The organism is Pseudomonas sp. Kh14 (assembly GCF_900291005.1).
GTDB classification, from domain to species: domain Bacteria; phylum Pseudomonadota; class Gammaproteobacteria; order Pseudomonadales; family Pseudomonadaceae; genus Aquipseudomonas; species Aquipseudomonas alloputida.
The window spans coordinates 1-19,707 of record NZ_OLKJ01000027.1 but is presented as its reverse complement, the minus strand read 5'-3'; the positions used below and the strand labels follow the sequence as shown (position 1 = coordinate 19,707).

General features: G+C 61.8%; 19 protein-coding genes. 16 read left to right on the top strand and 3 right to left on the bottom strand.

Annotated features, from left to right (window positions below; genetic code table 11):
- The first annotated feature begins 141 nt into the window (after nt 1-141).
- The 3 genes from FQ668_RS13495 to FQ668_RS13485 all read left to right on the top strand — a co-directional run bounded on the left by FQ668_RS13495 (nt 142) and on the right by FQ668_RS13485 (nt 4,016).
- The gene (locus FQ668_RS13495) at nt 142-2,094 is read left to right on the top strand and encodes an FAD-dependent oxidoreductase (protein WP_014591263.1); all 1,953 of its coding nucleotides are present in this window, start codon (nt 142-144) and stop codon (nt 2,092-2,094) included.
- Between the two features lie 39 nt (nt 2,095-2,133).
- Nucleotides 2,134-2,733, top strand: coding sequence for a helix-turn-helix domain-containing protein (locus FQ668_RS13490; RefSeq protein ID WP_014591264.1), 600 nt, complete (start codon nt 2,134-2,136; stop codon nt 2,731-2,733).
- Nucleotides 2,734-2,813: 80 nt separating this feature from the next.
- Complete coding sequence (locus FQ668_RS13485; RefSeq protein ID WP_019437153.1) at nt 2,814-4,016, top strand: NAD(P)/FAD-dependent oxidoreductase; 1,203 nt, start codon at nt 2,814-2,816, stop codon at nt 4,014-4,016.
- 68 nt (nt 4,017-4,084) lie between these two features.
- Here FQ668_RS13485 and FQ668_RS13480 read toward each other — a convergent pair whose 3' ends face one another.
- Complete coding sequence (locus FQ668_RS13480; protein WP_019437154.1) at nt 4,085-4,696, bottom strand: FMN-dependent NADH-azoreductase; 612 nt, start codon at nt 4,694-4,696, stop codon at nt 4,085-4,087.
- 133 nt (nt 4,697-4,829) lie between these two features.
- On the opposite strand from FQ668_RS13480, the gene FQ668_RS13475 reads away from it, so the two are divergent.
- Together FQ668_RS13475 and FQ668_RS13470 are read left to right on the top strand one after the other, a co-directional pair.
- Complete coding sequence (locus FQ668_RS13475) at nt 4,830-5,732, top strand: LysR substrate-binding domain-containing protein (RefSeq protein WP_014591267.1); 903 nt, start codon at nt 4,830-4,832, stop codon at nt 5,730-5,732.
- The gene (locus FQ668_RS13470; protein ID WP_019437155.1) at nt 5,725-6,084 is read left to right on the top strand and encodes an MmcQ/YjbR family DNA-binding protein; all 360 of its coding nucleotides are present in this window, start codon (nt 5,725-5,727) and stop codon (nt 6,082-6,084) included. The genes FQ668_RS13475 and FQ668_RS13470 overlap by 8 nt, the downstream gene beginning before the upstream one ends.
- Nucleotides 6,085-6,142: 58 nt before the next feature.
- Here the strand turns inward: FQ668_RS13470 and FQ668_RS13465 are convergent, their stop codons facing one another.
- Together FQ668_RS13465 and FQ668_RS13460 are read right to left on the bottom strand one after the other, a co-directional pair.
- Entirely contained in the window at nt 6,143-6,556 is a 414-nt protein-coding gene (locus FQ668_RS13465; RefSeq protein WP_019437156.1) for a DUF1294 domain-containing protein, read from the bottom strand.
- Nucleotides 6,549-7,379 carry an undecaprenyl-diphosphate phosphatase gene (locus tag FQ668_RS13460; RefSeq protein ID WP_026031837.1) on the bottom strand — a complete coding sequence of 277 codons (831 nt, stop codon included), beginning with the start codon at nt 7,377-7,379 and terminating at the stop codon, nt 6,549-6,551. Before FQ668_RS13460 ends, FQ668_RS13465 begins: the two co-directional genes overlap by 8 nt.
- Before the next feature lie 299 nt (nt 7,380-7,678).
- On the opposite strand from FQ668_RS13460, the gene mcpP reads away from it, so the two are divergent.
- The 11 genes from mcpP (at nt 7,679) to FQ668_RS13400 (ending at nt 19,469) form a co-directional block, all read left to right on the top strand.
- Complete coding sequence (mcpP, locus tag FQ668_RS13455; RefSeq protein ID WP_019437158.1) at nt 7,679-9,313, top strand: methyl-accepting chemotaxis protein McpP; 1,635 nt, start codon at nt 7,679-7,681, stop codon at nt 9,311-9,313.
- Nucleotides 9,314-9,492: 179 nt separating this feature from the next.
- Complete coding sequence (pnuC, locus tag FQ668_RS13445) at nt 9,493-10,059, top strand: nicotinamide riboside transporter PnuC (protein ID WP_014591272.1); 567 nt, start codon at nt 9,493-9,495, stop codon at nt 10,057-10,059.
- Nucleotides 10,056-10,625 carry an AAA family ATPase gene (locus tag FQ668_RS13440; protein WP_019437159.1) on the top strand — a complete coding sequence of 190 codons (570 nt, stop codon included), beginning with the start codon at nt 10,056-10,058 and terminating at the stop codon, nt 10,623-10,625. The genes pnuC and FQ668_RS13440 overlap by 4 nt, the downstream gene beginning before the upstream one ends.
- Before the next feature lie 298 nt (nt 10,626-10,923).
- Nucleotides 10,924-11,361, top strand: a complete 438-nt coding sequence (locus FQ668_RS13435) for a hypothetical protein (RefSeq protein WP_014591274.1) — start codon at nt 10,924-10,926, stop codon at nt 11,359-11,361.
- Between the two features lies 1 nt (nt 11,362).
- Nucleotides 11,363-11,941: a hypothetical protein gene (locus FQ668_RS13430; protein WP_014591275.1), complete on the top strand. Its 579-nt coding sequence runs from the start codon at nt 11,363-11,365 to the stop codon at nt 11,939-11,941.
- Nucleotides 11,942-11,990: 49 nt separating this feature from the next.
- Nucleotides 11,991-13,442 (top strand): hypothetical protein, encoded by a 1,452-nt coding sequence (locus tag FQ668_RS13425; RefSeq protein ID WP_019437160.1) that lies wholly within the window; start codon nt 11,991-11,993, stop codon nt 13,440-13,442.
- Between the two features lie 61 nt (nt 13,443-13,503).
- The gene (locus FQ668_RS13420) at nt 13,504-14,184 is read left to right on the top strand and encodes a C39 family peptidase (RefSeq protein ID WP_019437161.1); all 681 of its coding nucleotides are present in this window, start codon (nt 13,504-13,506) and stop codon (nt 14,182-14,184) included.
- 45 nt (nt 14,185-14,229) lie between these two features.
- Nucleotides 14,230-14,982: a hypothetical protein gene (locus FQ668_RS13415; RefSeq protein ID WP_014591278.1), complete on the top strand. Its 753-nt coding sequence runs from the start codon at nt 14,230-14,232 to the stop codon at nt 14,980-14,982.
- 46 nt (nt 14,983-15,028) lie between these two features.
- Nucleotides 15,029-16,309 (top strand): hypothetical protein, encoded by a 1,281-nt coding sequence (locus tag FQ668_RS13410; protein WP_019437162.1) that lies wholly within the window; start codon nt 15,029-15,031, stop codon nt 16,307-16,309.
- 135 nt (nt 16,310-16,444) lie between these two features.
- Nucleotides 16,445-18,646: an LTA synthase family protein gene (locus FQ668_RS13405; RefSeq protein WP_019437163.1), complete on the top strand. Its 2,202-nt coding sequence runs from the start codon at nt 16,445-16,447 to the stop codon at nt 18,644-18,646.
- Between the two features lie 94 nt (nt 18,647-18,740).
- Nucleotides 18,741-19,469: a thioredoxin family protein gene (locus FQ668_RS13400; RefSeq protein WP_019437164.1), complete on the top strand. Its 729-nt coding sequence runs from the start codon at nt 18,741-18,743 to the stop codon at nt 19,467-19,469.
- The last annotated feature ends 238 nt before the right edge of the window (nt 19,470-19,707 follow it).

Here is a 19,707-nt window from a genome sequence, read left to right as displayed (position 1 = left end):
TTTTCTTGTTGTTCTGAGGTCACACCCTCGCCATGCGAGTGAGGAAAACCTAGACAGACACAAGTAAAAAAACAAGTTGATTTTTTACTATCGCTACACTTTTATAAGAAAAAATAAAAACACCGCACCGGAGCCGCCTGTATGCAGACCGCCTTCCCACACCTGTTCGAGCCCTTGCAGATCCGCGGCAAACGTTTGAAAAACCGCATCATGTCCACCGGGCACGACACCTGCCTGCCCACCGACAACCTGGTCAACGACAAGCTGATCGCCTACCAGCGCGACCGCGCTGCCGGCGGCGTCGGCCTGATCGTGCTGCAGGTCGCCGGGGTGCACGACAGTGCCCGCTACACCTCGCATGTGCTAATGGCCACTGACGATGCCTGCATCGATGGCTACCGGCAGCTTGCCGAGGCCTGCCATGCGCACGGCACCGTGGTGCTGTCGCAACTCTTTCACCCCGGGCGTGAGATCATGGAGTCGGCAGACGGCCTGTTGGCGGTAGCCTACTCGGCATCTGCGGTGCCCAATGAGCGCTTCCGGGTGATGCCCCGCGCGCTGGACCAGGCAATGATCGACGAAATCGTCCAGGGCTACGCCTGCGCCGCCCGCCGCCTGCACCAGGCCGGGCTGGATGGCGTCGAGGTGGTGGCCAGCCATGGCTATCTGCCCGCGCAGTTTCTCAACCCGCGGGTGAACGTACGCAGTGATGGCTACAACGGTGACCTGGATCAGCGCCTGAGGTTCTTGCGCGAAGTGCTGGCCGCAGTGCGCGCCGCCACCGATGAGCAGTTCATCATCGGCCTGCGCATCAGCGCTGACGAGCGCGACAGCCAGGGCCTGAGTGAAGACGAGTCACTGGCTGCTGCCGTGGCCTTGCAGGGCCAGCTCGACTACCTGCATGTCGTCGCCGGTACCTCGGCCTCGCTGGGTGGCGCGGTCCATATCGTGCCACCGATGGCCATCGAACCGGCGTACCTGGCCCGCGAGGCTGGCACCTTCAAGCAACAGTTGGCTATCCCCCTGTTCGTCACCGGGCGCATCAACCAGCCCCAGGAAGCCGAGCTGATCCTGGCCCGCGGCCAGGCTGATGTGTGCGGCATGACCCGGGCGCTGATCTGCGATCCGTCGATGCCAGAAAAGACCGAACGCGGCCAGGTCGAAGACGTGCGCGCCTGCATCGCCTGCAACCAGGCATGCATCGGCCATTTCCATCGTGGCTTGCCCATTTCCTGCATCCAGCGCCCGGAAACCGGGCGTGAGTTGCAGTACGGGCACCTCACGCCCACTTCCTCGCCCAAACGCATAATGATCGCCGGCGGCGGGCCTGCCGGCATGAAGGCCGCCGCCGTGGCCGCCGCGCGCGGGCACCAGGTCACGCTGTACGAGGCGGGCCCGCAGCTCGGTGGGCAGGTGCTGCTGGCCCAGCTGCTGCCACGGCGTAGCGAGTTCGGGGGTGCCAGCACCAATCTGCAACGGGAAATGGCCCTGGCAGGTGTAGAAGTGGTGCGCAACACCCGGGTCGACCGCGCACTGGTCGAACGTGAGCGCCCTGATCTGGTCATTGCCGCTACCGGCGCCACCCCCTACTGGCCGGCGTTCGAGCGTACCGGCGAGCTTCAGGTAGTGGACGCCTGGCAAGTGCTGCGCAATGAGGTGAAACCGGGGCGTTCGGTGCTGGTGATCGACTGGCGCTGTGACTGGATCGGCCCCGGTATCGCCGAACGCCTGGTGCGCGAAGGCCATCAGGTCCAGTTGGCGGTCAACGGCACTCATTGCGGCGAGAGCCTGCCGCTTTACGTACGTGACCAACTGGCCGGCGAGCTGCATCGCCTGGGTATCCCTGTCACCCCATACGCACGCCTGTACGGCAGCGACGACAACACGGTGTACCTGCAGCACACCGCCAGCGGCGATCCGATGATCTTCGAAGGCATCGACACCTTGGTGCTGTGCATGGGGCATCAACCGCAAGACCGCCTGGCCACTGAACTGGCAGGTGTGGTGGACGTACGTCGGATTGGCGACTGCCTGGCGCCGCGCACGGCCGAAGAAGCGATTCACGATGGCCTGACGGTTGCCTGGGCGCTCTGAGGCTGTTCATACTGCGGCTTTTGCGATGGACCGACGCGCATGAGCCAACCCCCCCAGCCCCCCGCCAGCGAACCGGGGGGCGCCGCGCCGCAGTTCCTCGGCACCCGCATCCGCGGCCTGCGCAAGCGCCGCGGCATGACCCTGGCGGAGCTGGCCGCACACAGTGAACTGACTGCAGGCTACATCAGCCAGCTGGAGCGCAACCTCTCCTACCCGTCGATCCCGGCGCTGTTCAACATCGCCCGCAGCCTGGGCGTGACCATCCAGTGGTTCTTCGCCAGCGAGGCCACCACCGCGCCCGAAGACCAAGGCTATGTGGTGCGGCGCAACAGCCGCCTGAGCGTGCATTACGAAGATGGCATCGTCGATCAACTGCTCACCCCCCAGCCCAACCGTCAGCTGGAGATGCTGCACTCACGTTTCCCGCCAGGTACCTACAGCCAGCAAAGCTACAGCCACGACGGCGAAGAAGCCGGTTACCTGCTCAGCGGCACGTTTGAGCTGTGGGTAGGCGAGCGGCATTTCCAGCTGAGTGAAGGCGACAGCTTCAGCTTCTCGAGCCAGGAACCTCACCGCTACGGCAACCCCGGTGAAGTGGATGCCGTGGTGATCTGGGTGATCACGCCGCCAACATTCTGAAGCACTCCAGCAAGCACTGGTAACACCGTTGACCGGCAATACGGTCTACCTTGTCCACCGAACTTCAAAGGAGCACAACCATGAAGCAGATCCTGATCATTGGTGCGGGCTTTGCCGGCCTGTGGAGCGCACTCAGCGCCATCCGACAGCTTGACCTCAACGGCAGCAAGGGCGTCGAGGTCACCTTGCTCGCGCCCCAGGCTGAACTGCATGTGCGTCCGCGCTTCTACGAGGCAGACGTGCATACCATGGCCGCACCACTGCAGGCGCTGTTCGACGCTGCCAATGTCCGTTTCGTGCAGGGCACGGCATACCACATCGATGAAACGGCCCGCCGCGTGGGCTATCGCACTCGCAGCGGCACTCGCTGCACCCTGCCCTACGACCGACTGATCATGGCCTGCGGCAGTGAGCTCGTGCGCCCTGACATGGACGGCATCGAGCATGCCTTCGACGTCGACAAGCTCGACAGCGCCGCACGCCTGGAAACCCACCTGAAGTCACTGGCCAGCCTGCCGAACACGCCGGCACGCAATACCGTGGTGGTAGCCGGGGGCGGTTTTACCGGTATCGAGACGGCCACCGAATTGCCGGCCCGCTTGCGCGCGATACTGGGTGAAGACGCCGCGTTGCGCGTAGTGGTAATCGACCGCGGCGCCAGGATCGGCGCAGCCCTGGGTGACGGCATCCGCCCAGCCATCGAGCAGGCATGCGAGGCCCTGGGCGTGGAGTGGGTTTGCGGTGCCACTGTAGTTTCTGTAGACCCTGCCGGTGTCAAGCTGGACAACGGCCAGCGTATCGACGCCAGCACGGTGGTCTGGACGGTTGGCTTCAAGGCCAACCCGCTCACCGAACAGATCAGCGGCGAGCGCGACAACCGCGGCCGCTTGCATGTCGATGGCAACCTGAAGGTCAAGGGCAATGATGCCGTGTATGCAGCGGGAGACGTGGCTTACGCCCCCTGTGACGAGCTTGGCAATCATGCCCTGATGTCGTGCCAGCATGCGATTGCGCTGGGGCGCCATGCGGGCAACAATGCCGCTGCCGAGTTGCTTGGCGTAACACCAATGGCTTACAGCCAGCCCAAGTACGTGACGTGCCTGGACCTGGGGGCCTGGGGCGCGGTGTACACCGAAGGATGGGACCGTGAGGTTTCGCCACCGGAGGACAAGGCCGAAGCCAAGGCGCTGAAGCGCCAGATCAATTCAGTGTGGATTTATCCGCCAGCGGCTGACCGGGCATCGGCCCTGGCGGCAGCTGATCCGCTTATCCCGGTGGCCTGAGAGCTTCTACAGGTTGGAGTGGCCTTGTGCTTCGACAGGGCCACGCTTGCAACCAACCGCTCCTTTGATCAGGCAGCAGCAAACAGCTCGTTGGCAATCTGCGCCTGTGCAGCATCGATCGCCTGGCTGCGCTGCTCCGGGCCATAGGCCAGGCCGTGGGCCCGGACGATTTCCAGGTCGGTAATACCGATGAAGCCCAGGAACACTTTCAGGAAGTCTTCATGCCCGGCGCCACTCGGCTGGCCAGCGTGCAGGCCACCAGCGGTGGAAACCAGCACCACTTTCTTGTTGCCGCACAGGCCTTGCGGGCCGGCTTCGGTGTAGCGGAAGGTCTTGCCGGCGACGGCCACGCGGTCAATCCAGGCTTTGAGCTGAGTCGGCACGGTGAAGTTGTACATTGGCGCACCAATCACCACGGCATCGGCAGCCAGGAACTCTTCGAGCGTCTCTGCGCTCAGCTTGGCTTCGAAAGCCTGGGCCGCGTCACGTACGTCTTCAGGGGTGCCTGCAGCGACCAGGGTGGCAGCGGAGAAGTGGGCAATGGCATCGGCAGCCAGGTCGCGGTAAACCACCTCAACGCTTGGGTCTGCAGCCTTCCAGGCTTCGACCACTTCACGGCTCAACTGACGCGAGGCGGAATTGTCGCCCAGGATGCTCGAATCGATGTGCAACAGTTTCATGGGACTCTCCTGTGAGTGAAGACCGCATCTGTGGGCGATCACGATGGGGAGAATCCTACCGAGATGATCAATAGCTGATAAGTAAGCAAAAATGCGTTAGTTTGTCCCACAGATGGAACAGTGAGACATTCCCATGCAAGACCTCAACGACCTCTTCTACTTCGCGCGCGTCGTCGAAGCCGGCGGATTCGCCGCCGCCGGGCGCCAGCTGGGCATACCCAAGTCGCGCCTGTCGCGGCGTATCGCCGAGCTTGAAGAGCGCCTGGGCACACGCCTGTTGCAGCGCACCACACGGCAACTCAAGCTCACCGCAGTAGGTGAACGTTACTTGCATCATTGCCAGGCCATGTTGCTGGAGGCCGAAGCAGCCGACGAAACCGTGGCCAGCATGAGCAGTGAGCCGCGCGGGCGTTTACGGGTATCGTGCCCGGTGGCACTGGCACACGCCTTCCTGCCGGATGTGATCAGCCGCTTTCTCGAGCAGTATCCGCTGGTGCAACTGGACATGGTATTGCTCAACCGCCGGGTCGACCTGATTTCGGAAGGCATTGATGTGGCGTTGCGCGTACGCGACCTGGGCGACGAAGACCCGGCCCTGGTGACCCGCCGCCTGCGCCAGGCGCAAATGCAACTGGTGGCCGCACCCGGTTTTGCCGACCACATTCGCGAACCGGACGAGTTGGCATCATTGCCCGTGCTGGGCGCAGCCGAAGCAGACCGGCTGGTACACTTCCGCCTGCTCGGCCCCCATGGCAAGCAGCAGGAAATATCGCTGGAGCCACGCTTGGCGATCGACGATTTCGTAGTACGTAACGCTGCTGTACGTGCCGGCCTGGGGTTCACTGCGCTGCCCAGCATGTTCTGTGAAGAGGAACTGGAACGCGGCGAACTGGTGCGCCTGCTGCCAGACTGGTCGCTGCCGGGTGGCTACCTGCAGGCGGTTTACCCACACCGGCGTGGCCTGCTGCCTGCGGTCCGGGTGTGGATCGATCACTTGGCGGCGTCATTCGAGGCATGTGGAGAGCGGTATGTCTGAACGGAAGATGAGCGAAGGCCAGGTAGCGGCATTTTGCCTGAGCCTGCCGGGGGCGCGGGAAGACTATAAATGGGGCGGCATCCGAGTGTTTTCGGTGGCAGAAAACAAGATGTTCGCGGTGCTCGACCTGGCGGGTGCCGGGTTGTCGTTCAAGGTAGCCGACGAGCTGTTTCTGGGTTATTGCGATCGACCCGGGATACGGCCGGCGCCGTACCTGGCGCGGGCGCGATGGGTCAGCATGGCACCGCCCTACCCCATGGGGCGTGATGAACTGTGTGACCTGTTGCAGCGTTCGCACCAGCTGGTAGTGCGTCGGTTGCCCAAGCGGTTGCAGGTGGGGTTGGTCATGTGATCGACCTGTGCCGGCCCTTTCGCGGCATCACCCGCGAAGAGGCCGGTACAACTGCCCATCAACCAAGGGGCAGATAACGTCCGTCAAGAAATAGCCAGTCTGCCCAGAACACTTGGTGCAGCAGCACAATCCCCCAGCACACCAACTGGAACGAAACCTTGCGGGTCTTGTGCCGAAACAACTGCTGCGCCAACAGCGCCCCCGGCCAACCACCGAGCAACTCGCTGACATGCAGCACTTTCTCGGGTGTACGCCAGGCCTGGTTACGTGCCTGCTGCTTGTCCTGCCAATACAGCAACAGGGTGATAAGGCTCATGGCCGGGTACAACGCCAACGGCCACCAGGTCTGATCGTTCCAGGCCATGCGCGCCGCCCCCAGGCCGGGCAATAGGCAAAGCACGCCCAACAGCAGCAGCTTCAGGCGCACATTGCGCACGCGTTCAGCCCGTTGCCCACGCAGCGCCTCAGCCATGTGCCGTGGACCAGTCGACCCAACCGAACTGCCAGGTCGCCAGAATGAACAGGCCGAACACTATGCGATACCAGGCAAATGCCGCGTAGCTATGGTTGGCAATGAACTTGAGCAACGCCCGTACGGCAATCATGGCGAAGATGAACGAGGTCACGAAGCCTAGCGCGAACACCGGCAGATCGCCGGGCTGGAACAAGTCACGGTATTTGTAGCCCGAATACACCGCCGCACCGACCATGGTCGGCATTGCCAGGAAGAACGAGAACTCGGTCGCTGCCTTGCGCGACAAGCCGAACAGCAAGCCACCGATAATGGTCGAACCGGAGCGCGACGTGCCCGGGATCATCGCCAGACACTGGATGAAGCCGATTTTCAGCGCATGGCTCCAGCGCATGTCGTCCACATGGTCCACCTGTACGCGGTGCTCACGGCGCTCGGCCCAGAGCATGATGACGCCACCCACCACCAGTGCTGCTGCCACGGTGACGGGGTTGAACAGGTATTCGTGAATAAGGTCGGCAAACAGGACACCCAGTACCACCGCCGGCATGAACGCCAACAGCAGGTTGCCCGTGAAGCGGCGCGCCTTGGGCTGGTGGGTCAGGCCGAAGACCACTTCGAAAATCTTGCTGCGAAACTCCCACACCACCGCCAGGATCGCCGCCAGCTGAATGATGATGTTGAAAGCCATGGCCCGTTCGCCGCCAAAACCGATCAGGTCGGCGACGATAATCTGGTGACCGGTACTGGAAATCGGCAGAAACTCCGTCAGCCCTTCGACCACGCCTAAGATGATTGCCTGGAAGGCAGTCCAAAAATCCATCATTCCCCCGGATGGAGCGCTGCTTGTCGCAGGCCCCTTGTTCTTGATTTGCTTGAAATTGCCTTACACGGCCCGGCTGTTTTACAGCGACTGTTGGGCGCAACGCCAGTAGAAAAGTTCACGCCTGTTAAAGGTTTCATCTTGCGCGGCCGAAATCCTGACAGAGCCCCTTGGCAATCGCTTTACACGACCTGTGCAGACTATCACCAACATAGCACTTAGCCATTAGTCGAGTGGGGGCTCACTGCAAAGCATGCTTCGATGCACATCAATAAAAAGAACAATGCGGGAGCTGATGGATGAACACTCTGAGATCGATGTCAATCAGTCGGCGCCTGTGGCTGATCCTTGTAGTGGCGGTGGCCATGCTAGTGGTACTGGGCCTGCTGATGCTGCGGCAGATCCATGGTGACCTGTACCAGGCCAAGGCGGAGAAAACCCGCCATGTGGTGCAGACCGCCGCAGGTGTGTTGGCCTATTACCAAGGCCTGGAAGCTGCCGGCACGCTAAGCCGCGAAGCCGCCCAGCAACAGGCGCTGCAGGTAGTGCGCGCGCTGCGCTACGACCATGACGACTATTTCTGGATCAACGACCTGGGGCCGAAGATGATCATGCATCCGGCCAACCCCAAGCTCGACGGCCAGGACCTTTCCGCCATCCGCGACCCCGATGGTTTCGCCGTGTTCAACGAAATGGTCGCCCTTGCCCGCCAGCAGAACGCCGGCCCGGTCAACTATCGCTGGCCCAAGCCCGGCGCCAGTGAGCCGGTAGCCAAGACCTCGTATATTCAGCTGTTCAAGCCGTGGGGCTGGATCATCGGTTCGGGCGTGTACGTCGATGACGTGCAGGCCGAATTCGCTCGCCAGTTGCGCGACGCTTCGCTGATTGGCGTGGGCATTGCCCTGCTGATGGCGCTGGTGGTCATGCTGATTGCCCGCAGCATCGCCCGCCCGCTGCAGGAGGCGGTGCAGGCAATGGGCAACATCGCCAGCGGTGAAAGCGACCTTACCCGGCGCCTGGACACCCATGGCAGCGACGAGATCACCCACCTTGGCGAGCACTTCAACCGCTTCAACGGCAAACTGCAAGGTGTAGTCGGCCAACTGCAAGGCGCGGCCCACGCATTGGCCCAGTCCGCCGGGCACGTCGGTGACAATGCAGGTGCCGCACAACAGCGCAGTGCCCAACAATCGCTACAGATGGACCAGGTGGCCACTGCAGTCAATGAGGTGACCTACGCCGTGCAGGACGTGGCCAAGACCGCGGAACAGGCCGCCGGAGAAATGCGTACGGCACAACAACAGGTGACGCACGGCCAGCAGGCCATCCACGGCAGCCTGGCGCAGATCGACCGCCTGTCGCTGACCATCGATGAGGCCGTACAGGTAATCCGCGACCTGGCCGGCCACAGCACGCGCATCGGCGGCGTGCTGGACGTGATTCGTTCCATTGCCGAACAGACCAACCTGCTGGCGCTGAATGCCGCCATCGAGGCGGCACGGGCTGGCGAGCAAGGCCGAGGCTTTGCCGTGGTCGCCGACGAGGTGCGCCTGTTGGCCCAGCGTACAGCACAATCGACGGCCGAGATTCATACCATGATCGAGCACCTGCAGAGTCAGTCGGACGCTGCGGTCAAGGCCATAGACACCAGCAGCGAGGCATCGCGCCAGACTGTCGAACAAGCCCGCGAGGCCGGCGCCAGCCTGGACGCCATCAACCAGGTGCTGAACAACCTCACCGCATTGAATGCCTCCATTGCCAGCGCTACCTTGCAGCAGTCGCATGTGGTCGAAGAGATCAACCGCAATGTGCTGGATACTGCCGGGTTGTCGCAGCAGACCGCCGATGCGGCGCGGCAGTCCAGCGATGCCGGGGTGGCGCTGGGGCGGTTGAGCGAAGAGCTGGAGCAGTTGTTGCGGCAGTTCCGGGTCTGAGAACAAGCCCTTTTGCGGGCATGCCTGCGAAGGAAGCAACGCGGTGGGTGGCACCGGCGCTGCCGGTGTTCGCGGGTAAACCCGCTCCTACAACCGGGTATCCCGCCGCTGCGCCCTACACCTTCCCCGGCCGACCCGCTACAATCTCGCCCCTTCCCCGTAGCCTCCAAGGATCGCCGATGTCCGGCCTTGAACTCATTGCCGCCCTCCTCGGCGTAACCGCTGTCTGGCTCACGGTCAAGCAGAACGCCTGGTGCTGGCCGATCGGCCTGGTCATGGTACTGATCTATGGCTGGCTGTTCTACGAGGTAAAGCTGTACTCGGGCATGTTGCTGCAAGTGGCCTACGCCATCCTGCAACTGTACGGCTGGTGGCAATGGAAGCGCCCCGACCACGCTGAAGAGGCCCGTCAGGTCTCCCGCCTGCCACGCCCGGCACTGCTCACCGGCCTGGCCGCCGGGGTGCTGCTGAGCGCCGCCCTAGGCGCGGCCATGGCCAACTGGACCGATGCCGCCCTGCCCTGGCTGGATGCCACCCTGACCGGATTCAGCCTGGTAGCGCAACTGTGGATGGCGCAGAAACGCCTGCAGTGCTGGCCTCTGTGGGTCGTGGTCGACATCATCTATGTGGGCCAATACCTGCATCAGCAGTTGTATTTCACCGCCGGCTTCTTCGCCGTGCTCACCCTGATTGCCGTACGCGGCTGGCTGGAATGGCGCCGCGACCCGGCGCTGGTACAGCCATGAGTGCGTCGCAAGCAATGAAAGTGCTGGTACTGTGCGGCCCAGAATCCAGTGGCAAAAGCTGGCTTAGCGGGGTGATCCAGGCACATTTTGGTGGCCTGGTCGTGGGCGAATACGTGCGCCATTTCATCGACCAGCAATGCCGTGACACCTGCTACGCCGATATTCCCGCTATCGCCCGCGGGCAACTGGCATGGGAGGACCGTGCGCGTGAGCAGGCGCCCCCGCTGCTGATTCTGGACACCCACCTGCTAAGCAACATGCTCTGGAGCCACGCACTGTTCGACGACTGCCCAACCTGGCTGGAAGAGGCACTGCTGGCACGGCGTTACGACCTGCACCTGTTGCTCAGCCCGCAAGGGGTGGACTGGATTGCCGATGGTCAGCGTTGCCAACCCGACCTCAGCGATCGTCAGCGCTTTTTCGATGACAGCCAGGCGTGGCTGAGGCGGCACAACCAGCCGCACCAAATACTTGATGGCAATTGGCCGCAACGCCAATTGCTGGCCTTGCAATCGGTCGCTATGCTGCTTGGTAGCGATGCGCCATCATGCCCAACCGAGTGTTAAACCACTGACACACTCCGGTGGGGCAAAGCCCCCGAAATTGCGGGGCTTCCCCCTGCCCTGGTGGCAGTGTCAAGCCCGTGAAACACACTTGCAAAAACCCTTCCAATCAAGGCCACAGCCGACTTTGCCGGCAACGTGCAGGGCACGCTGTTTCAAGCCTGAGACAACATGCGCCGCATTTTGTCAGCCTCTTGCCCTAACTATCTGACCTGAAACGTATTCTAAAAAGCGGCACACCTTCTGCTCTATCGTTCGCATCGCTGAACTAGGGCCAGCGCTCTAAGAAGGAGTTGCCGTCGTGAGGAAACGTGACAAACGCCTCTATCACCTATTACTGGTGGGTTGTGTACTGGGGTCACTAAGCCTGACAGCTCAGGCGGACAAGGGGATCATCATCATCAAGCGCGATGTGCAGGTGCGCAACGCGACCATCCCACCCCTGATCCCAGACCCGAGCCCTACCACCGTCAATGCCAACCCTTCTGCCCACGTGCTCAAGCAAACCAACGAGCTGAGCGATGGCGACTTCGCCAGCATCAGCAGCGGTGCAGGCATCAGCAACCTGGTCACCCAGCAGACCAACAACCTGGGTGGCAACCTCGGCAACCAGAACCAGCTTCCCAACTTGGCGGGCGGACGCGGCACGGGGTCGGGTAACGGTATCTCGAACATGGTCAACTCAAGCGTGCAGCGAGGCCTCGCGCCACTGCAGATTCTGACCGGCGGGGGCAAGTGAGATGAAGCGCACACTGCTGATGCTGGCCGTCCTTTGCACTGCACCGGCCTTTGCGCAATCCCTGGTTCCCGTCATCAACAACGCCGATATCGACAGCTCCGGCAGCCGCTATCAGGGCAACCTCTCTGTCAACCAGGCCGCTGGTGACAAACAGCAGCAGGTCAATGCGCGCGCCATCGCCGTCGGCCCCGAAGCCAATGCAAGCACCCAGATCCGACAACGGCTCGACACGCCCGCCGACCCCGCGATGGACGCCCGCTCGACCATCCAGGGCAACGCTTTCAGCAACGGCAGCGGCGCCCTGGGGGTCAACCAGAGCGCAGGTGCCAACACCCAGCAAGCCAATGCACTGAGCATCAGCATTGGTGCACAACCGCAAAGCATCGACGACAGCGTCCTCATGCAACAGAACGTGGCGCTGATCAACAACTCGGGAGCAACTGACATTCCAGCAGGCTATCGCCAGGTCACTACCAGTGACCAGGCCTTCACCGGTAGCCGAGGGGTGATCCAGTTGAACCAGAGTGCCGGGGTGGGAAACCGAATGGCCAACACCTTGAGCATCCGGGTCGCGGATTGACCCTGCAGTTAAGAACGACACTTAACCTAATAGCGTACGGAGAATCACCATGAAACCCTCGATGGCAATCAAGCCTCTGGTTTTCGCAATTGCTGCGGTCATGGCTGTTGCTGTACAAGCTGGGCAAAATGATCGGCGTAATGACCACCATAACGGCCACCATAACAATGGTCATCACAAGCCTCCACCCACCAAGATCCCTGTGTATGCAACGGCCAATGCCTGGGATACCCAAACCAGCACTCGCAACCGCATCTCCAATGAAGGCACCATCAACGAAGCCGAGATGAGTGACTCTGGCACCGGCTCCAGCGGCAACGTTGGCATAAACGTGGCGGCCGGTAACGGCAACCAGCAAGACAACGCCGCTGCCATTGCCAACGCAGGCTCCGACTCGAGCCTGGACAACAGCTTCGTGTTCGGCATGGCCAGTGCCACGGCTGACGTCGTGCAAACCAGCAGAAACAACCGGGTCGACAACTATTCGACCCAGTCTTCGGCTGTGATGAGCGGCTCAGCCAGCGGGGCTGAGGGCAACATCGGCATCAACATTGCCGGTGGCGACCTCAACCAGCAGAAAAACACCATGGCCATCGCCAACACCGGTGCTCCGCTGGGTAACGCCACTGCCACGGCTTCGGCCAATCAGGACGGCCCAGGCCTGATTGTAAACAACAGCGCCGACCGCACCTATCGGGTGGATACGATTACCATCACCAAGTCGGCCAGCGGTTCAAGCTCGAAGGAAGGCAGCTTCAACTCGACCGACGACCGCAGCTCGTCTTCGAGCTTCAGCGTCGCCGGTGCGCAAAGCGCCAGTTCCAGCGGCTCCAGTGGCTGGAACGCCAGCGGCTCGCAATCCAGCAATGCCAGCGGCTCCCACAACTCGAGCGCAAGTGGCTCGTTCGGCTGGGGTGCCAGTGGCTCTGCCAGCGGCAGCCACAGCGCGTCGAGCAGCGCCAGCCTGGCAGCTTCGCTGGACGCTGACGTTAGCGCCTCGCGTACCCATACCACCGACTATGGCCGTTACGAGCGCTCCCACACCAAGTCCTTCGATGGCTCGCTGAATGCGTCGCTGGATGTGTCGGTCGACAAGTCGCACGAAAGTGCATACGACTCGTCGTTCGAGAAAGCTTTCGACTCCAACTACGACAAGTCGCATCAGTCGTCGTACGACAAGTCCAAAGAGTCTTCGTACACCAAGTCTCACGACTCTTCGTACGAGAATGCTTCGGCGTCTGAGTTCTCGAAGTCTGGCGAGCATTCGAAAGAATCCTCGAACGACATTTCGAAGAGCTACAGCGAAAGCAGCGCTTACGACTTGAGCAATACTGTGTCCTTCCAAGTGCTGACCCCGACCGGCTGGGCCAACCCAGTCACCAACACTGCAACCCTTAGCGGTTCGGTGAACGGTGGCAGCGGTAACCTGGGCGTGAACGTAGCAGCCGGTGTGGGCAACCAGCAAAGCAACTCGCTGGCCATCTCCAACACCTCGTTCTGACCGCTGTGCTTGAGGCCCCCTTCGGGGGGCCTTTCTTCAACACACCGTAAGGCACCCGATCATGCGTATTTTCGCCTTGGCGTTTTTGCTGTGCCTGGCCAGCGTGAGCGAAGCTGCACAAATGCCGCTGTCCGTCCTGCCGGGCGGCGCCGTTGTTTTCAAACCGATCCAGAGCTTGCGCGAACGCAAGTTCGCCGACCTGGTGCAACAAAAGACCGACTTCAGCTGCGGCGCGGCCGCGCTGGCGACCATCCTGCGCCAGGCCTACTGGCTGGATGTGGACGAACATCAGATCATCGAAGGCATGCTGGCCCACGCCGATCAGGACCTTGTGCGCACGCAAGGCTTCTCGATGCTCGACATGAAGCGCTACGTCGAAAGCCTCGGGATGCGTGCCCGCGGTTACCGGGTGGCGCCCGAAACCCTGCACAGCGTGCGCATTCCTGTCGTGGTGCTGATGGATGTGCGCGGCTACAAGCACTTCGTGGTCATGCAGAAAGTCGACAAAGGTTGGGTGTACATCGGTGATCCGGTGCTGGGTCACAAACGATACAAGCTCGACGATTTCCTCAAGGGCTGGAACGGCATCATCTTCGCGGTGATCGGCCAGGGTTACGACAAGAACAACATCCTGCTCGACCCGCCCCTGCCACTGACCGCCAAGGGCCGGGTGAACAACTTCACCCCCGTGCAGGACTCAGAGCTGCTGGACTTCGGCTTCATCAGAAGCGACTTCTTCTAACGACTGTTCTAATGACAAGGAGCATGATGCTCCAGGGAGCATTTCATGAAGACTTCATTGTGGTTGGCCATCGCCTGCCTGGCAGCCAGCTTGCCCAGTCACGCAGAGGCCTTGAAACCCATCGAACTGAAGGACCAGGAGCTGGCCAACCTGAGGGGCCGCTATGTGATGCCCGGACGAATCGTGAGCTTCGGCATTGTCATGTCCAGCACCTGGCAAAATGCAAAAGGGGATGTGATCGGGGCAACGTCCACGCTGCAGGTTCAGCAATCGACCATCAAGCCTCAGTTCTATGTATCGATGATCGATAGAAAAGGCGCAGGTACGGCACCGAGCAGCGCGTCCGCTGCCGGGACTGGCGTGGTAACGGGCGGCAACGGCCTGACCACCACCGAAGGTGTGACCCAGGTGGTGCGTGCAGCCGGTGACAACAACGCCGCTTACAACAACGTCGATATCAACGTGACCAAAGCCAACCAGGCCCCTGCCGTACAACAGCAAGGCCAGGTACTGGCCGCCGGCCAGACCCTGGTCGGGGAAAATGGCGCCGGCGCGCTCAGTGTGTCTTCCAGCGGTGTGGGTGTGCAGCTCAACATCAATGCCAGCAACAACCAGGGCAGCAGCGTGCAACGCCTGGCCCAGGGTGGCCTGCTGCAGAACTCGACGCTGCTCGGCAACGGTAACCTGGTCAACAACGTCACGAGCCTGAACGTTGTCATGCGCGAGAGCGTGCCGACAGCGGCTTCCCTCAACGGTAGCCTCGACCAGCTCAAAGGTCTTCGCACCTTCGGATACTGATCTACGCTCAGTCTCATCGAAAGTAGTTGGAAGGGACGGCAACTCCATGTACCGATCTTTTACGCTCAGAGCTTTTGTGTGCTTGACTACCTTGGCCCCCGCCACCGCACTTTACGCAGCCGCCGACCCACAAGTCGAAGCGCTGAAACAGGAACTGATTGAACTCAAACGCCGCTATGAGGCACAGCAACAGGCGCTGATGGTGCTGGAGCAACGTGTGCGCCAGGTCGAGGAGGCCCCTGCTGCCGCGCAACCCAGACGCTTGGTCAAGTCTCCGGCAGAGGGGGTGAAAGGTGCGCAGACCGTCGCCTCTGGCGCGCCGGGCACTACTGGGAGCTCCTACGGCCAGGCGCTGACAGCCGATTCCGAGCCGGCACAAAGCGTTTCCAACCTGTATGACGAAGCCAGCGGATTCTTTGGCGGGGGCAAGTTCAGCTTCGAAACCGGTGTCACCTATACCCATTACGATACCCGTGCACTGACACTCAATGGCTTTCTGGCACTGGACTCGATTTTCCTCGGCAGCATCAACCTCGACCGAATCAAGGCTGACAACTGGACCCTGGACATGACCGCGCGCTATAACATGGCGCAGCGCTGGCAGTTCGATATCAACGTCCCCGTGGTTTACCGCGAGTCCACCTACTCGTCCGGGGGGGCGGGTGGGGCCGGGGCAACCACTTCCGATGCCAGCGTGACCCGCGACCCGGAAATCGGCGATATCAACGTCGGGGTGGCCTACAAGTTCCTCGACGAGGACGAAACCTGGCCTGACGCAGTGGCCACCCTGCGCATCAAGGCACCAACCGGCAAAGACCCCTATGGCATCAAACTGCGCGAGGTGGACGGCAACAACAACCTCGCGGTACCGGAAAGCCTACCGACCGGCAACGGTGTATGGTCGATCACACCGGGCATCTCGCTGGTCAAGACCTTCGACCCGGCCGTGCTGTTCGGCAGCCTGTCCTACACCTACAACATGCAAGACTCGTTCAGCGACATCAGTCCGCAGGTGAACAGCAAGGTGCCGGGTGACGTCAAGCTTGGCGACTCGTGGCAGATCGGCGGGGGCATCGCCTTTGCCCTTAACGAAAAGATGAGCATGTCGTTCTCGGTATCCGACCAGTTCGCCCGCAAGAGCAAGATCAAACCTGATGGCGGCGACTGGCAATCGATCTCCAACAGTGACTACAACGCCGCCAACTTCAATATTGGCCTGACCTTCGCCGCCACCGACAACCTGACCATCGTGCCCAACCTGTCCATTGGTCTGACCGATGACGCACCTGACTTTTCTTTCAGCCTGAAATTCCCTTATTACTTCTGATAGTTGCCATCGGCCGGGCCCGTGCGAACGGGCCCGGCTTTGGTTACAAGCCTTGTAACCGGCCGCCTTCCCTGCCCTGGCCTGATATCATCAAGCACAGATGCATGACGATTTAATGGCAAAAGGGAAGTTTTTGTGAAGAACCTGTCCGACCACCCAAGCACCCGGCTTGCCACTTTGGCCGCCCTGGTACTGGTGATCCCACTGGGTACACGCGCCATGCTGGGTTGGTCCAACCCGTTCGGTTACCTGTCCGATCTCGCCCTCGGCAGCCTGTTGATAGTGCTGCTACACCGCAGGCCGTGGTGGCTGGCGCTGCCGGTGCTGCTGGCCTGGGCGGCGCTTTGGGTGGCCTCGGCCGAACTGGTGAGCGCAGTGGGTCGACTGCCCACCAGCGCCGACCTTAACTACCTGACCGACCCGCAGTTCATGGAGAATTCGACCGGTGGCGGCCTGGCCCATGCCTGGCTGCCCTGGGCCCTGGGTGGCGGCCTGCTGGCCTGGCTGGCCTGTGCGTGGCGCAGCCGTGCACGGCGTAGCCAGCCACTGCCGCGCAAAGCCTGGGCCATACCCGTAATGCTGTTCGGCGCGCATTGGGGCAGCCAGCAGTTGCTCCCCTCCGATGCCGACCAGTGGCGGCAATACAACCTCCCCCACCAGTTGATGTCTGCCGGGGTCGGTAACCTGCAACGCCAGGTCGAAGGCTGGATGGGCCGCACGCAAACCTTCACCCCGCTGGCCAGCAGCGGCCTGACTCAATCCGACCTGCATGGGCAAAGGCTGCTTGCCGGCCCGGGAAGCGCCCGCAACTTGCTGGTGATTACCCTGGAAGGCATCCCGGGCGCCTACCTGCGGCCTAACCGCCAGGCGCTGAACAGCCGTTTCAACGAAGACTTGATGCCCAAGCTCAGCAAATGGGCCGAGCGCGGCATGAACACCCCAGACTACGTGCTGCACACCCACCAAACCATCCGTGGCCTGTATGCGATGCTGTGCGGCGATTACGACAAACTGGCCAACGGCACGCCCAAGGGCGTGGAACTGCTGACCCAGAACCAACGCAACCAGGCCTGTCTGCCGGCACAATTGCGCCAGGCCGGTTTCACCACCCACTACCTGCAAGGCGCGGGCCTGCGCTTCATGGCCAAGGACCGCATCATGCCGCACATCGGTTTCGATGCGGTGCATGGCCAGGAGTGGTTCGGCAACAAGAACTACCTGCACTTCCCATGGGGCAAGGATGACCGCGCCTTCTTCGAAGGTGCCCTGGGCTATGTGGGCCAGTTGCAGAAGCAGGACAAGCCGTGGATGCTGACGCTGCTCACCGTGGGCACCCACCAGCCCTATTCGGCGCCGGCCGAGTACCTCGAGCGCTACGCCACACCGAAACAGGCAGCGGTCGCCTACCTGGATGACGCAGTCGGGGCATTTCTTGACAATCTCGAGCGCCAGGGGGTCCTCAAGGACACACTGGTGGTGGTGACTTCCGACGAGTCTCACGGCATCGATGGCGTGCGCCTGGCCTCGTCCTGGGGCTTCAACCTTACATTGGCGCCGGAGCAGGCCCAACTGCCAACCATCAAGCGCGGCACTTACGGCCACATCGACCTGGCCACCTCGCTGCTCGACTACTTCGCACTGCCCATTCCTGTAGCGCTTGGCGGTCGCTCGTTGTACCGCGACTACGACAGCGGCCGCGAAATGATCTCCTACACCAACGGCATGCTGCGCTACCACAATGGCCAGGGCCTGTTCACCGAATGTGACTTCCAACAGCGCTGCCGGCGTTATGCCAGTGAGGGCTTTATCGCCGACCAGGCCCGCTACCTCGGGCCGGCCGACAGCTTGCTGGGCCAACAGATCGGCGCCTTGGCCGTGGTACTCGACCAATCCTTGCTGCAAACCCCGCTCAACCTGCGCTACCAGTTCGGCGGCCCTTCGCCGATCAAGTTGCGCAAGCGCATTGACGATGACTGGGCCGACAACCTCATTGGCGCCCAGTATCTGGAAATGCCCGGAGGCTCGCATACCCGCGTGCGGGTCAAGGTCCGTTCGCTGGACCCCAAACGTGCGGCCTATATCCGGCTCAAGGCCAAGCAGTTGGAACAGGACGTGCCGCTGGGCCTGCCAGAAGAGGTAAAGGTCACCGCCGACGCGCCACTGGAGATGGAGTTCAGCTTCGACAACCCGACCGAGCGCAAGGCGTTTTCCTTCCACTTGCTGGGCTATGGCGGCGGCAAGGTAGAAGTCAGCGACTTCAGCGTGATCACCGCCCTGCCGGGTGAGGATGACGGCGCCGATGAACTGGCCGAGGGGCATATCGCCCAATCCGGCTAAGCAGGTACCGCTCATCGCCCGGCCACCGGTGCTTGTCGAATCGACCTGGTCGTACTCGACCAAGGTGTGAATCCCCCAGCGAGGAGACAGCACCATGAGCACCAGCGAAAGCAGGCACCCGGTCGTTTCCCGCAGCCAGTGGCTGGCGGCTCGCCAGCAACTGTGGCTGCACGAAAAAGCATTTACCCACCACCGCGACGCGCTAGCTGCAGCCCGTCGCGCCCTGCCTTGGGTAAAGGTCGAGCAGGATTACCGCTTCTTCGGGCCAAACGGCGCGTTGAGCCTGGCCGACCTGTTCGCAGGCCGCAGCCAGTTGCTGCTTTACCACTTCATGTTCGCCGAAGGCTGGAGCGAGGGCTGCCCCGGCTGCTCTTTTCTGGCCGACCACTTTGACGGCGCCAACCTGCACCTGGCCCACCACGATGTATCGCTGGTGGCGGTGTCACGGGCGCCGTATGCCGAATTCCAGGCATTTCGCCAGCGCATGGGCTGGCAGTTCCCGTGGTGTTCGTCGCATGGCAGCGACTTCAACGAGGACTTTGGCGTCAGTGTCGGCAGTGAAGGCCAGCGGCAGTACAACTATGAGCCGTATGAGGGCAATGAAAGCGAGCTGCCCGGCTTGAGTGCGTTTTTCCGCGAAGCCGACGGCAGTGTGTACCACACCTACTCAACCTACGCCCGCGGGCTGGACATTCTGGTCAACACCTACAACTTCCTCGACATTGCGCCACTGGGGCGCAACGAAGGTGGGACCATGGATTGGGTGCGGCACCATGACCGCTATGAAGGGCAACCGGACAAGCCTCACTGCTGTCACAAATGATGCAGGCAACACCCACACCTGTGGGGGCAACTGTCCTGCTCATCATTCGACCGCCTGCGCGGTCGCCCGTAGGAGCGGGTTCACCCGCGAAAGGGCCGGCCCTGCTGGCCAATCTCGACCTGCCGTTCACTGTTGCGGCCGCAACCGGATTCGCGGGTAAACCCGCTCTCATCAAACAAAATGCAACCCATTGTTTTTTTAAGCCTCACGCAGCCACTACCTGATACCCCAGTTTCCG